The 12,745-nt window shown below is 56.7% G+C and carries 12 protein-coding genes; 7 read left to right on the top strand and 5 right to left on the bottom strand.

Translation table 11 applies throughout. From position 1 onward, the window contains the following. Nucleotides 1-84: 84 nt before the first annotated feature. Entirely contained in the window at nucleotides 85-903 is an 819-nt protein-coding gene (locus tag ACR0K4_RS20430) for a sulfotransferase family protein (RefSeq protein WP_480855515.1), read from the bottom strand. Nucleotides 904-1,046: 143 nt separating this feature from the next. Between ACR0K4_RS20430 and ACR0K4_RS20425 the strand changes: the two genes are divergently transcribed. Continuing rightward, the gene (locus ACR0K4_RS20425) at nucleotides 1,047-2,624 is read left to right on the top strand and encodes a DUF5928 domain-containing protein (RefSeq protein WP_480855514.1); all 1,578 of its coding nucleotides are present in this window, start codon (nucleotides 1,047-1,049) and stop codon (nucleotides 2,622-2,624) included. Between the two features lie 38 nt (nucleotides 2,625-2,662). Here ACR0K4_RS20425 and amaB read toward each other — a convergent pair whose 3' ends face one another. After that, a complete protein-coding gene (gene amaB, locus ACR0K4_RS20420) occupies nucleotides 2,663-4,159 on the bottom strand; it encodes an L-piperidine-6-carboxylate dehydrogenase (protein ID WP_480855513.1) in 1,497 nt (498 codons plus the stop codon). 18 nt (nucleotides 4,160-4,177) lie between these two features. Beyond that, nucleotides 4,178-5,284, bottom strand: coding sequence for a saccharopine dehydrogenase family protein (locus tag ACR0K4_RS20415; RefSeq protein ID WP_480855512.1), 1,107 nt, complete (start codon nucleotides 5,282-5,284; stop codon nucleotides 4,178-4,180). A gap of 543 nt (nucleotides 5,285-5,827) precedes the next feature. On the opposite strand from ACR0K4_RS20415, the gene ACR0K4_RS20410 reads away from it, so the two are divergent. Beyond that, nucleotides 5,828-6,070 carry a hypothetical protein gene (locus ACR0K4_RS20410; protein WP_480855511.1) on the top strand — a complete coding sequence of 81 codons (243 nt, stop codon included), beginning with the start codon at nucleotides 5,828-5,830 and terminating at the stop codon, nucleotides 6,068-6,070. 292 nt (nucleotides 6,071-6,362) lie between these two features. On the opposite strand, the gene ACR0K4_RS20405 is transcribed toward ACR0K4_RS20410, so the two are convergent. Beyond that, nucleotides 6,363-7,382, bottom strand: coding sequence for a hypothetical protein (locus tag ACR0K4_RS20405; protein ID WP_480855510.1), 1,020 nt, complete (start codon nucleotides 7,380-7,382; stop codon nucleotides 6,363-6,365). Between the two features lie 210 nt (nucleotides 7,383-7,592). On the opposite strand from ACR0K4_RS20405, the gene ACR0K4_RS20400 reads away from it, so the two are divergent. From ACR0K4_RS20400 to ACR0K4_RS20380, 5 genes are all read left to right on the top strand, one after another. Next, complete coding sequence (locus ACR0K4_RS20400; protein ID WP_480855508.1) at nucleotides 7,593-8,195, top strand: PepSY domain-containing protein; 603 nt, start codon at nucleotides 7,593-7,595, stop codon at nucleotides 8,193-8,195. A 38-nt stretch (nucleotides 8,196-8,233) separates the two neighbouring features. After that, entirely contained in the window at nucleotides 8,234-8,893 is a 660-nt protein-coding gene (locus ACR0K4_RS20395) for a response regulator transcription factor (protein ID WP_480522006.1), read from the top strand. Further along, complete coding sequence (locus ACR0K4_RS20390) at nucleotides 8,893-10,221, top strand: sensor histidine kinase (protein ID WP_480855507.1); 1,329 nt, start codon at nucleotides 8,893-8,895, stop codon at nucleotides 10,219-10,221. Before ACR0K4_RS20395 ends, ACR0K4_RS20390 begins: the two co-directional genes overlap by 1 nt. Before the next feature lie 320 nt (nucleotides 10,222-10,541). After that, nucleotides 10,542-11,804 (top strand): PQQ-dependent sugar dehydrogenase, encoded by a 1,263-nt coding sequence (locus ACR0K4_RS20385; protein ID WP_480855517.1) that lies wholly within the window; start codon nucleotides 10,542-10,544, stop codon nucleotides 11,802-11,804. Beyond that, on the top strand, nucleotides 11,801-12,385 hold the full coding sequence (locus ACR0K4_RS20380) for a c-type cytochrome (RefSeq protein WP_480522010.1): 585 nt from the start codon (nucleotides 11,801-11,803) through the stop codon (nucleotides 12,383-12,385). The genes ACR0K4_RS20385 and ACR0K4_RS20380 overlap by 4 nt, the downstream gene beginning before the upstream one ends. A gap of 12 nt (nucleotides 12,386-12,397) precedes the next feature. Here the strand turns inward: ACR0K4_RS20380 and ACR0K4_RS20375 are convergent, their stop codons facing one another. Then, a complete protein-coding gene (locus tag ACR0K4_RS20375) occupies nucleotides 12,398-12,739 on the bottom strand; it encodes a RidA family protein (protein ID WP_480522012.1) in 342 nt (113 codons plus the stop codon). Nucleotides 12,740-12,745: the final 6 nt, after the last annotated feature.

The following is a 12,745-nucleotide window of genomic DNA, read 5'->3' as shown; positions in this document are numbered from 1 at the left end:
CGCGCGAAGCGCCGCGCCCGGCCCAACCAGAGGAGATGTTTCGCAAGAGACATTGACGATGGGCGGGAGAGCCTTCGCCCCTGTTCAGTCGCCCAGCTTGGCGTGAATCTCGTCCAGATCGATATCCCCGACCGGCATCTTGTTCGCCGGGTTTTCGAAATCGTATTTGAACAGCTCAAAATCCTGCTTGTAGATTTCATAGACCAGATGCATCGACAGATCGTCAAAATAAGCCTCGACCGGATGCGCGCGTTTGGGGCCATGGCCCTCAGATTCGTTGAACCGTGGAATATCCGACAGGGTTACGGCGTGCGGCGTTTCCAGATGATCCAGAACATCCTGCATCCCGTCATTGAATTTCTCAGTCCAGAAAACGCGGTCATATCGCCCGCCATTCACGATAAAGGTCGACACATGGCCCGACATAGCCGACCAGTGAATGTCCGGATCCATCGGCCTGCGCCAGCGGATCGTATCCCGCGCAAACAGCAGGAATCTGCGAAAGCTGGCAATCTGATCGAATTCGCCCTTGCCGTCTTCGCCCCCGACCTCGATCCCGTAATTATAGATCAGCGTCGGCACCAGATTGCCGCGATAGCGTTTGCCGTTGCGTTGAATCCCGCAGATCTTGTCAAAGAACGAACTGAGAATCCGCGTGTAGGGATTGCGCACACAGGTAAACGCATAAGATTGATGATTGCGCACATTGCCCGAAATCCGGCTTTGACTGCCGTCGAACGCCCATTTGTGCAACCCGTCCTTGGCGTCATGAATATCACCGTCGAAAAACCGGCCATGATCCGAGTAATACATGATCTGACCAATGGTCGAGCAGGCGCATTTGGGCACTACGCGGTACACCATGCTTTCGCTTTCGGTCATCCATGTACCGGGAAAACCCATTTGCTGCGCCTCCTTAGCGGGTCACGTCATGTTTGATCGCACCCGCTTTTGGTCTCAGAAAACCAAAAATATTCTGTTTATTCAATCGCTCATCCTCAGTATCACGGTTGATAACGGGCAGAAACGGAAATCGTAAAACGGAAATGGCGAAGATTGCGTATATCTTGCTGTGTCACAAAGACCCTGACGCCATAATCGCGCAGGCTGAGCAGCTGACCGCAACAGGCGATTGCATGGCCATTCACTTTGATGCGCGCGCCGATGCGGCCGCCTATTCCCGCATACGAAAGGCTTTGCAAGACAATCCCAATGTCACTTTCGCAGCCAAACGGATCAAGTGCGGCTGGGGAGAATGGTCTCTGGTACAAGCCTCGCTAAACGCGGTGCAAGCGGCGGTGACGGCCTTTCCCCGTGCAACGCATTTTTACATGGTGTCCGGCGATTGCATGGCCATCAAGACGGCTGAATATGCGCACCGCTTTCTTGAGGAACGGGACAAGGATTACATCGAAAGCCACGATTTCCTTGAAAGCAACTGGATCAAGACCGGTATGAAAAAGGACCGGTTGGTTTACCGGCACTATTTCAACGAACGCACCCAAAGCCGGTTGTTCTACACCTCATATGATCTGCAGAAACGTCTGGGTCTGACCCGCGAGATACCCGCAGACATTCAGGTCATGATCGGCAGCCAATGGTGGTGCCTGCGCCGCCGGACGATTGAAATGATCCTTGCATTCCTGCGCAAACGACCGGATGTCACCCGGTTTTTCTCTACCACCTGGATACCCGACGAGACGTTTTTTCAAACCCTCGTCCGTCACCTGATTCCAAGGGACGAGATCGAAAACCGGACACCCACTTTTCTGATGTTCTCGGACTATGGCATGCCCGTGACGTTCTATAATGATCACTACAACATGCTGTTGGGTCAGGATTACCTGTTTGCGCGAAAAATCAGCCCCGAGGCGCATGAGCTGAGGGAACGTTTGGGAAAGCTCTATGCCGCCGAGGGAGTCTCCTTCCAGATCTCAGATGAAGGGCGCAACCTGTTTGGGTTTCTGACCGGGCGCGGGCGGGTTGGGCGCCGTCATGCGCAGCGGTTCTGGGAGGCCGGCAATACTTTGGGACCGGAACGAGAATTGTTTCTGGTCGTCTGCAAAAAGTGGCATGTCGCCAAACGTCTGGTCGACCAGATCGTGTCCGAGACAGACATTCCGTGCGTTGAATACCTTTTCAACGAAGAAGATACGATCCTTCCCGACCTTGGCGGCATTGAGAAAACGCTGCTCAAACGGTCGCGCCATCGGCGGGCCGTGGTCAAGATGTTGTTTGACAGCTTCGGCTCGGACAAGCTGGTGCTGTGCGTTGACCCTGGAAATCTGGATATCATTCAGGATTTCTGCAGCGATCAGGCGAAAACGCATGTTCTTGAGATTGAGTGCGAGTATTCTGACGACTACCTGATCGGCCATGCCCGTCGCGTAGGTCTGGCCGGTGAAAGCAGCCCGACTGAATCCGTGGCACGCCTGATCCCGGCGCTGCGCAATGCATTGGCATATGAATCGGAATTGATCCGGGGCGCGGGACTTGATGGGTACCTGCGGATCAAGGAAACCAGCCCCAAGGCCGAGAATGAAGCCACAGTCGCTGCATTTCTGAACGTTTCACAAGACAAGGCGCAGGCGGTAATGCGGCTGGATTATTTGTTTACCGATTAGGCACCGGGCGGCAGTAACGGCCACCGCCCGGTCCTTCATCAGATGTCGAACTTGACGCCTTGTGCAAGCGGCAGCTCGGCCGAGTAGTTCACCGTATTGGTCTGGCGACGCATATACGCCTTCCATGCGTCCGATCCGCTTTCGCGTCCGCCGCCGGTTTCCTTCTCACCGCCAAAGGCCCCGCCGATCTCGGCCCCTGACGGCCCGATGTTGACATTGGCGATGCCGCAATCCGACCCTGCTGCGGTCAGGAATTGCTCGGCTTCGCGCATGTTTAATGTGAACACGCACGAGGACAGACCTTGAGGCACGTCGTTTTGCAGCTCGATTGCCTCATCAAAGTCGTCATACCCCATGACATAGAGGATCGGGGCAAAGGTCTCGGTTTTGACGGTCGCGGTTTGTCCTGGCATCTCGACGATGGCGGGTTCCATGTAGACGCCCGCCGGAACACCTTCGGTCACACGGTTGCCACCAAAGACCGCACCCCCTTCGGCCCTGGCCGCGTTCAGCGCATCTGTCATCGCCGCCCCCGAGGCTTCGTCGACCAGCGGACCAATCAGCGTCCCCTCGGTCAGAGGGTTACCGATGGGCAGACCCGCATAAGCTTTCTTGAGGCGGCTCACCAGTTCTTCTCGGATCGAGTTATGAACGATCAGACGCCGCAGAGTGGTGCAGCGCTGGCCCGCCGTGCCCACGGCCGAGAAGACGATGGCGCGCACAGCCATTTCCAGATCGGCCGACGGGCCGACGATCATCGCGTTATTGCCACCCAGTTCCAGAATGCACTTGCCGAACCGTTGCGCCACAACCGGCGCAACCGCACGCCCCATGCGGGTGGACCCTGTGGCCGAAATCACCGGTACTTCTTCGCTGGCCACCAGCGTCTCACCCAGGGCGGACCCTCCGATCAGGGTCTGCAACAGGTTGTCCGGCGCATCGCCAAACCGGGCCAGCGCACGCTCAAATATCTTCTGACACGCCATCGCGGTCAGAGGTGTCTTTTCCGATGGTTTCCAGATCACCGGATCGCCACAAACCAAGGCAATGGCCGCATTCCAGGACCAAACGGCGACAGGAAAGTTGAACGCCGAGATCACGCCCACAGGGCCCGCCGGATGCCATGTCTCCATCATCCTGTGGCCAGGCCGTTCGGATGCAATGGTCAGGCCATAAAGCTGGCGTGACAGACCGACGGCAAAGTCGCAGATATCGATCATCTCCTGAACTTCACCCAGACCTTCCGAAGTAATCTTGCCGGCTTCCCAACTGACCAGTGCGCCCAGATCATCCTTGGCCGCGCGCAGCTCTTCTCCAAGCAGGCGGATCAATTCGCCCCGGCGCGGAGCCGGAACCCTGCGCCATGCCTTGAATGCCGTTTTGGCACGATCAAAAACCGCGTCCATGTCAGTGACGGATGTCTCGTGGACCGTCGCCAGCAGACCGCCATCAATCGGCGAGCGCACGGGCAAGGTACCGCCTGTCAGCTCGACCTCAGTCAGGTCCAGATTGGCAAGGGTTGTTTGGGCTGTCATCGCGATGTCTTTCATATCTCAGGCCGCCTTATGCTGTTCGGTTACGTCACCGGCGCGATACAGCCGGCCAAATTCAGTGTTTAGAAAATCGGACAATTTCACCTGCTCTTGCCGGACAAATCCGGCACCGGGCAGTGCGCCCGTCCGCATCAGGTCCACCACACCCAGAACACCCGCAGCGGTGGTGACCTGAATCGCGCTCCAGACCTGACCGCCCAGAGTTCGGGCGAAGGACTTATTGATCAGGGATTTCTCGCGCAGGGCGCCGCCAATTGTCCCCTTGGCCGTGCAATAGACCAGAACCACATCCTGATCGGTGCGCGGCAGCGCTGTTTCGAAGATGTCTTTCATCAAATCGCGGCGGCGTTCCAGCCCCAGATCGTTCAGCAGCAGACGCAGGATATCGCGGTGGCCCGGATAGCGGATCGAGCGATATGAGACCGCCCTTGCCTTTCCGTCCAGCGTCTCGGGCAAGGTGCCGAGCCCGCCGGATGTGTTGAAGCACTCGTATTCGACCCCGTCATGTCCGATCAGCTCGTAATCCTCGAGCGGCGCAGTTTTGACCCGCGCACCATTCACGATGGCATCGCACGGGTTGCAATATTCATTGATCAACCCGTCAGTGGACCACGTCAGATTGTATTTCAGCGCGTTGGTTGGGTAGAGCGGCAACGCACCGACACGCATATGCAAACTGTCCAGCTCATCAAACTCTGCCGCCAGCGCCGCACCCGCGATGCCAACAAAACCAGGTGCCAGACCGCATTGAGGCGTAAAGGCCGTATCGCTATCCGCGGCCAGTGCCCGCACTTCATTTGTCGATGCCACATCCTCGGTCAGGTCGAAATAATGCGCTCCGGCCGTCTTGGCGGCCTTTGCGATCGCCGGGGTCAGGAAGAAGGGTGCCGCAGAAATAACCGCGTCGAATCCCGAAAGTGCCAGTGCCAGACTGTCGGCGTCCTGCACGTCAACCTGCCGGGTTGCAAACCCCTGCCGGTTCAATACCGCCAGGCTGGACAGATCCCGATCAGCGACGGTGACCGAGTAATTTGAAGAAGATTTCAGCAAGGCGGCAATCATCTGCCCGATCTTGCCTGCCCCGATGATGCAAACATTCCAGTTCATTCTGCGCCTCCAATAGTCATCACCTCAAATATGGAGGCCGACCTGTCCGGCGCGCAGAGAGCAAGATGACGAATCGAGAGGTAATGCCGTCGTTATGTCGGATTATTCGACGTTTTGCCAAAAATAGGCCACCTCGCTCGCTCACGGCTATCAAAACGCCCGGATCTAGAGAACGAGCAATATTGTCTGATCTCTCAGACTACTCTCAATGGGAATCGATGTATGTGCGGCAGGGTTCCGCAACTGAAGATGAACGCCTCACACTGGTCCGCACCCGCTCCAATCAACAAAATGCAGCACGACGTGAGACTGGTTCTGTTGTTCTCTTCAAAGATCGCCCGACGGATGCCTCGACTGAAGGGCATGCTTAGACTTTGATACACAACAATATTTCTGACTGCGCCATTTTTCGCCGCAGTAAATGTCGCCAAATCCTGCCCATGTTCCCTTGGCGCAGATCTTTGTTCTCAATTCCCGAACAACATTAACAGAACATGAACAGCGTATTCTCAGCGTGTTCAAACAACCTCAGGCATAATGACAATGTTGGATCAAACGGCCGTATGTCGCTTGATCGCGAACAAGGGGAAAACCATGATCAAGTCTGCCTTTGTGATTGAAAACTCCGGCGCAACAGCTGTGATGCCAGCATCCGGCGCTGAAACCGGAAGACCCGGGTCAGGGTCAGCAAACGCGAGCAATGACCGCTTTCCTCCGATCGAGAATGCACTAACGGATATCGTAAAAAACAAGCGGCTTTTTGAGGCACAGAACAACAACGTCTGAAGTCAATTCAGCGCACCCCACACAATTCCCGGTTACCGTCCCACCTCTACTGGAATTGAGAGACTCAAGCCTGCTCCACCCCCGGAGCAGGCTTTTTTATGCAATTCACCATCAGGTTTGATTGGCAAAAAATATTGCCCGACCTCTTTTGAGTCAGGTCATCGGAAAAGCGCCGGGCCGACCCCCTGCGAAATATGCAGGGTATTGGGCCGGCCCGGTCAGCGCACTACTGAAGGGTTCTAAATTCAGCAGTTCCGCGAGTGTTCTATGTATTGTTGAAGCTTAGCAGCCTTTACAGGCCAAGGATCGCCCTTACGGCAGCTTCGACCTCATCCGTCACCGGCTTGTTTGCCGCTGCTTCCAGCGCCTCGCGTTCGGTCAATGTCTGGTTTTCCACCTGGGTTGTCAGATCATCGACGGCGGCAACCGTGTCCTCATAGTCCTGCGTGGTCTGACGTTCCGAATTCAGATCGTCCACCGCAGCCTGAGAAGACGCCAGGTCCTCATTCGCCTGATCCAACTCGGCTTGAATATCAGCATCCTCACCGCCTGCATCTATTAGGTCCTGTTCCAGTTGCGCGACACGCTCGGAATCCTGATTAACCTGCTCAAGCGCCAGGTCCAGCTCGGCGTCGATTTCCTCAACCGTGCGAGCCGGTGGGTCCATACTGTCCAGCAATGCCTGCTTTTCTTCCAACTCGGTCTTTAGAACGCCACCCGCCAGAACCGTGTCACGATAAATCGCAATACGACCCACGCGCGAATTCGGAGAAGCGTTCAGCAAAGCCGTTTCGCTGGCGTTTGCTGCGTTCAGCGCCCCTAATTCAGACGGGTGAACACCAAGCAGCCCCGCAATCCTGTTGCCCTTCGGGCGCGGTTGAGGCTTGACCACCGGTGTCACTTCAACGGTCTTGCGTGTCACCCTGAGCTTCTTTTTCTCTACCTTGGCAGTACGCTCCTTGGCCTTCTTGCCCTTGAACAGATCCTTCAGAGAGAATTTGCCCTTCTTTGACGACTTGCTGCGGGAACCATCGGATTTTGTACGTGTCTTACCCGATTTCCCTTTCGCTTTCTTCTTGTCGCCTTTGTCAGCACCATAGCTGGCACCCTTACCGCCGCCTTTGCCTCCATCGTTTCCGCCGCCCTTACCGCCGCCTTTACCGCCACCATTGCCACCGCCTTTGCCGCCACCTTTTCCTTCTTTGGCGTAGACCACATCCGGCATGGCAAGGGTTGCAACAATCGCAGTCGAGCCCATCAGGGCAACTGAAAGGGTTATGGCTTTGATCAGATTGGACGATGTGGCTTTCATGACTATCCCCGTCAAACGAGTGTTTCGTTGTTTCTGTTTCAGTGCCGACAGCCACCCCCGCCGACAGTCTCGATGTGCTGGCGAATCGCACGTCAGCTAACACAGTTGATCGCATCGCGCTTGAACCCTCGCGAAACCGATTGTTCATCGCCGGTTCACCTTGCTGCGGTTAATTTGTTTGCGCGTTTACTGAGTTGTTGAGTACTCGAAATGAAAAAGCTCATCTTGATCACCTGCCTGCTGGGCCTCTTCCAAGTTGAGGAAGGGCTTGCCGCCGCGCGTGAGCTGAAGCAACTCGAATTGCGCAAAGCGACCCTGACCGGAAGTGCGATCCGCCTGAAAAGCGTGATCAAAGGGGTTGAAAAGGCATTTGGTGGAACTCCAGTCGATGCGCGCGCCTTCCGCGCGGATGAGATTTATTATCGCATCCTGCTCAAGAAGCCGGACGGCAAGGTCATCAGTGTGATTGTCAACGCGCGAACCGGGGTGGTTGTTTCAAACCGATCCAGCGTAGGTCGCCAAATCTCGGAAGCAGCCAAGTCAAAACCAAGCAACACGTCCAAAGCGACTTCCAAACGCAATACCCAGAGCAAAAGCACGGGACGCGGCAACAGCAATAGCGGTGGCAATAACGCGGGCGGAAATGGCAACGGGAATGGAGGCGGCAATGGTAACGGCGGGAATGGTAATGGCGGCGGTAACAGTGGCGGCGGCGGTGGTGGTAATAGTGGCGGCAATGGCAATGGTGGAGGCGGCGGTAACAGCGGCGGCGGCAAAGGCGGAGGCGGCGGCAAGGGCGGCGGCAAAAAATAACGCTTAAACTGTAGTCCCAGCCAATGTAGCTTTCTCTGATGAGGATATTGCTTGCAGAAGACGAACCGCAGCTATGCGCGCAGATAAAAAAGCTTCTGGGCGCAGAAGGCCGCGTGGTCGATGTAGCTCACAACGGAACAGATGCGCTGCATCTGGGGGCGACAGAACCTTACGACATGATCATTCTCGATATCGGGCTGCCGGAACGCGATGGCATCTCCGTCCTGCGTGAATGGCGCAACGGGGGCATCAAGACCCCTGTATTGATACTGACAGCCCGAGACGGCTGGAGCGAACGTGTCGATGGTCTGGACGCGGGCGCGGACGATTACATGACCAAACCGTTTCACATGCCCGAGTTGGCTGCCCGCGTCCGGGCAATCCTGCGCAGGCAGAGCGGCCAGCTCAACCCGGTGATCGACATGGGTGAAGTGTCGTTGGACACGCGAAACGGGCGGGTCAGTTTGAACGGTATCCCTGTCGATCTGACAGCACAGGAAATCGCCGTTCTGACCTATCTTGCCCATAATATCGGGCGCATGGTGTCGCGGACCGAACTGTCTGAACACATCTACGAATATGACGGCGACCGGGACTCAAATACCATCGCCGTGTTCATCACGCGTCTGCGCAAGAAACTGGGTCCTGACCTGATCACAACGGTCAGGGGGCGCGGTTACATGATTGACAACGCCTGATGCTATCGCTGCGCCAACGGGCTTTGCTGGGCGGTCTTGCCTCGGGGGCGTTGTCCGTTGGGGTCGGCACGTTGGTGGTGTTCTCGTATATCAACACGCGGGTCCTGAACCAGTTCGACGATGCGCTGCGCGACCGGCACACTCAGCTTGTTGTCGGGCTCAGCGCAACAACAGACAACCCCGAAGCGCTGCGCGACCTGATGTTCGACCCGGCCTACGGTACACCTTATTCCGGTCGATACTGGCAAGTGACGGATATCAACGGGGCCGCATATACATCTGCTTCACTATTTGACGAAACGCTTACCGAGCCCGCGCAGGACAACACTCAGGCAACCATCTGGAATACGTCAGGTCCCGACGACGAAGCCGTGCGCAGCGTCTATCAAAGCATTGCGTTCGAAGACGGCACCGAATGGGGCGTGACCGTCGCCGAAAGTCGGCAGGAACTGATCAGCGCCCGCCGCGAAGCGCAACAAAACCTGCTGCCTGTCTTTGCCCTCGTCGGTCTGATCGGGGTTGCAAGCTCACTTCTTCTCATGTCCGCAATTGTCGGTCCGCTGAGAAAGTTGCGTGCGGATGTCACTCATCGCTGGGACCGGGGGGATGATCTGAACCCTTATGACTACCCGGAAGAGGTCTCGCCACTTGTTGAAGACTTAAACAAGTTGCTGCACCGCAACCGCGAGATCGTATCCGGTTCCCGGCGGCAGGCCGCCGACTTGGCTCATGCCTTGAAAACCCCGACGGCGATCCTTCGCAACGAACTGACCAGCTTGACCGAATCCGGGGCAGACACGGCTCCGGCTGACGAGGCCCTGAACAGAATTGACGCGCAACTGGGCCGGTCCCTTGCGCGGATGCGGGCATCTACTACCGCAGAACTGACCCATGCACGAACGGACCTGTCGAATTCGGTTGATCGATTGTCCAGGTTGTTTTCGATGATGGCAGAGCGTGAAGGTAAGTCGCTCAGGTCAGAATGCGGGCCGGGACTATGGATCCGAATGGACGCGCAGGACATCGAAGAGGTTATCGGCAACCTGTTGGACAACGCCCTGAAATGGAGCCGCAAGACAGTCCAAATTTCAGTCGAGCGCCAGGAGAACGGAATAGGGCTTTGCATCGAAGATGATGGCCCCGGCATCCCGGAAGATTCCCGCGAGGACGTTCTGCGATCCGGCCGGAGATTGGACACCTCGGTCAGCGGAACCGGCTTGGGGCTAGCAATATCTGTCGATCTGCTGAACGCGTATGGCGGCCAGCTAACCTTGAAAACCTCGAAAAAGCTCGGCGGTTTGGCCATCCAGGTTCTGCTTCCCGGATGAAACACAGGCGCCTTGTCCGAAAGAATGAAACTGGCGTTTGAGGGTATTCAAATCTCATGGCACTCGTGTTCTGAGGCCTGATTTACCTATGATGCCGCAGCGTGCAAACTGCGCCGTAGCCCCAATGATAGGCACCGAAGTTATCTCGGATGCGTCGCGCTTTTTCCCGCTTAGGACGAGTTTCCCCGCATACACTCGCTTGACCTTACGGCAAGAAAAAGTTGACTTGTTATCTAATCCGCAGTGATATGGCGCGGTGTCGGATGATGGCGGGTCTGGGGTGGCGCGTCGCATCCACCGATTTTGGGAGGAAGATTATGATGCGAAAACAAGTTCTTGCAGGTCTTTTGTTGGGAACCATGCTGGCCGGACCGTCCGCGGCACAGGACAACATGGAGAAACTCGGCAATATGCAGAAGACTGACGCGACATTCACTTTCGTCGATCAGGATGGTGAGCGCGCCGAGGCTTTGAAAGACATCCTGCAACACATAAAAGTTCCCGAAGGGTTCGAGGTGAGCCTTTATGCCGTTGTCCCGGACGCCAGGTCCATGTCGATGGCCCCGCAGGGTACGGTTCTTTTTGCTGGAACGCGAAAGGACAAGGTTTGGTCGATTGTGGATCGTGACCGCAATCGCGTGGCAGATGAGGTAAAGGACTTTGCGCCTTCAGTGACCTTTGACATTCCCAACGGGCCTTGCTTTTCACCCGATGGCTTCCTTTATATCGCCGAGCGAAATCGGATTCTCGTCTTTCCTGCTGCGGAATTTTTCTTTGAAAGCCCTGATATTGCGGTCGGTACGGTCGTGGCACAGGGAGAGTTGATCCCACCGGAAGAGGAAAGCTTCAACCATTCTGCCCGGGTTTGCGACATCGGGCCGGACGGGATGCTGTATGTCTCGCTTGGGCAACCGCACAACGTGCAGCCCGTCGACAAGATCGAGATCTATGACAAAATTGGCATCGGTGGCATAATCCGAATGAACACTGATGGGTCCGGGCGCGAGGTCTATACGCGTGGCGTTCGCAACTCGGTTGGTCAGGACTTCAACCCGGCCACCGGAGAACTCTGGTGGACCGATAATCAGGTCGACGGATTAGGCGACGACATCCCGCCGGGTGAGCTTAACCGTCAGACCGAAGCGGGCCAGCATTTCGGGTTTCCCTGGACCAACTCTCGTGTCGAAATCGTCAAGGAAAGCGATTTCCCACGCCCGGAAGGTGTAACTTTTGTCGAGCCGCAGCTGGAACTTACGGCGCACGCTGCCGATTTGGGAATGCGCTTTTACCACGATAGCAGTTTCCCCGAAGCCTACCACGGCGGTATCTTCTGGGCCCAGCACGGGTCTTGGAACCGCACGACCCCGGTTGGGGCCCGTATCATGTTCACTGCCCTCGACCCCGAGACCGGTGACGCCACTGGCGCTGAGGTATTTGCCGATGGCTGGCTGAACGAGGAAACGGGCGAGTATCGCGGTCGCCCAATGGATATCGAGTTTCTGCCCGATGGTTCCATGTTGATCTCGGACGACTTCGCGGGAGCGATCTGGCGCATCGCCTATAACCCGGCTCCTGCGCAATGAGGCGCATCCTCGCAATCACTCTCGGCGGGCTCACGCTCGCCGGGGGCATGGCGCAACCGGCCCTAAGCGACGACCCGGATGCGGGCCGCAGAATCGCCAATATGTGCCAGACCTGTCACGGGATCGACGGGTTTGCCCGCATCCCGCTTGCCCCGCATATCGGAGGAGAGCCAAAAGAATACCTCGAAGCGCAGCTCATGGCGTTCAAGACGGGTGCGCGCGAACATGAAATGATGTCCGTTGTTACAGCCAGCCTGTCGGCGCAGCAGATATCTGACGTCTCGGCCTGGTATGCGACCCATAAGGCGGGCGCAACGTTGCCAGAGGGTGTCTCGGAAGATGATGCTCCGGATGCCTGTGTATCCTGCCATGGGGCGAACGGCATTTCGACGCTGCTCGACGCGCCCAACCTTGCGGGCGAGGTCAATATCTACATCGACACCCAGCTAAAAGCGTTTCGAAACGGCAACCGCAAGCATGATATCATGTCCGAGATTGCCGCCAATCTTACCGATGAAGACATTCGTGCGCTCGCGGACTGGTATGCAAACATAGAGCTGGAGATCATCGCGGCAGAATAAGAACCCCGCTGTTCAGTCACAGGCGGCAGTTATGATGACCTCTACTTTCAGATCGGCGCGGGCCAGCTTGGCCTCGCCACATGCGCGTGCCGGGGCGTGACCGGCGGGAACCCAGGCATCCCAAACCGCATTCATATCGGCGAAATCAGCCATATCTGACAGCCAGACAATCGCTTGCAATATCTGTTCCCGCGACGACCCGGCCTGATCCAGCAGGGCATCCACGCGGGACAGGCAGTCTTCGGTTTGTGCGGTGACATCGTCGCCTGATCCAACCTGTCCGCACAGATATGCAACACCGTTATGCTTGACGATCTTGCTCATTCGCGCGCCGGTTTCGTAACGTTCGATCATTTCAGC

Source organism: Ruegeria sp. K11, from assembly GCF_056531905.1.
The sequence above is the reverse complement of the archived record's forward strand: the minus strand, read 5'-3'. Positions and strand labels throughout refer to the sequence as shown.

Bases quoted from the DNA above. Each gene is read 5' to 3' on its own strand.
- ACR0K4_RS20430 (WP_480855515.1), bottom strand. From the start codon at position 903: ATGGGTTTTCCCGGTACATGGATGACCGAAAGCGAAAGCATGGTGTAC.
- ACR0K4_RS20425 (WP_480855514.1), top strand. From the start codon at position 1,047: ATGGCGAAGATTGCGTATATCTTGCTGTGTCACAAAGACCCTGACGCC.
- amaB (WP_480855513.1), bottom strand. From the start codon at position 4,159: ATGACAGCCCAAACAACCCTTGCCAATCTGGACCTGACTGAGGTCGAG.
- ACR0K4_RS20415 (WP_480855512.1), bottom strand. From the start codon at position 5,284: ATGAACTGGAATGTTTGCATCATCGGGGCAGGCAAGATCGGGCAGATG.
- ACR0K4_RS20410 (WP_480855511.1), top strand. From the start codon at position 5,828: ATGTTGGATCAAACGGCCGTATGTCGCTTGATCGCGAACAAGGGGAAA.
- ACR0K4_RS20405 (WP_480855510.1), bottom strand. From the start codon at position 7,382: ATGAAAGCCACATCGTCCAATCTGATCAAAGCCATAACCCTTTCAGTT.
- ACR0K4_RS20400 (WP_480855508.1), top strand. From the start codon at position 7,593: ATGAAAAAGCTCATCTTGATCACCTGCCTGCTGGGCCTCTTCCAAGTT.
- ACR0K4_RS20395 (WP_480522006.1), top strand. From the start codon at position 8,234: ATGAGGATATTGCTTGCAGAAGACGAACCGCAGCTATGCGCGCAGATA.
- ACR0K4_RS20390 (WP_480855507.1), top strand. From the start codon at position 8,893: ATGCTATCGCTGCGCCAACGGGCTTTGCTGGGCGGTCTTGCCTCGGGG.
- ACR0K4_RS20385 (WP_480855517.1), top strand. From the start codon at position 10,542: ATGCGAAAACAAGTTCTTGCAGGTCTTTTGTTGGGAACCATGCTGGCC.
- ACR0K4_RS20380 (WP_480522010.1), top strand. From the start codon at position 11,801: ATGAGGCGCATCCTCGCAATCACTCTCGGCGGGCTCACGCTCGCCGGG.
- ACR0K4_RS20375 (WP_480522012.1), bottom strand. From the start codon at position 12,739: ATGATCGAACGTTACGAAACCGGCGCGCGAATGAGCAAGATCGTCAAG.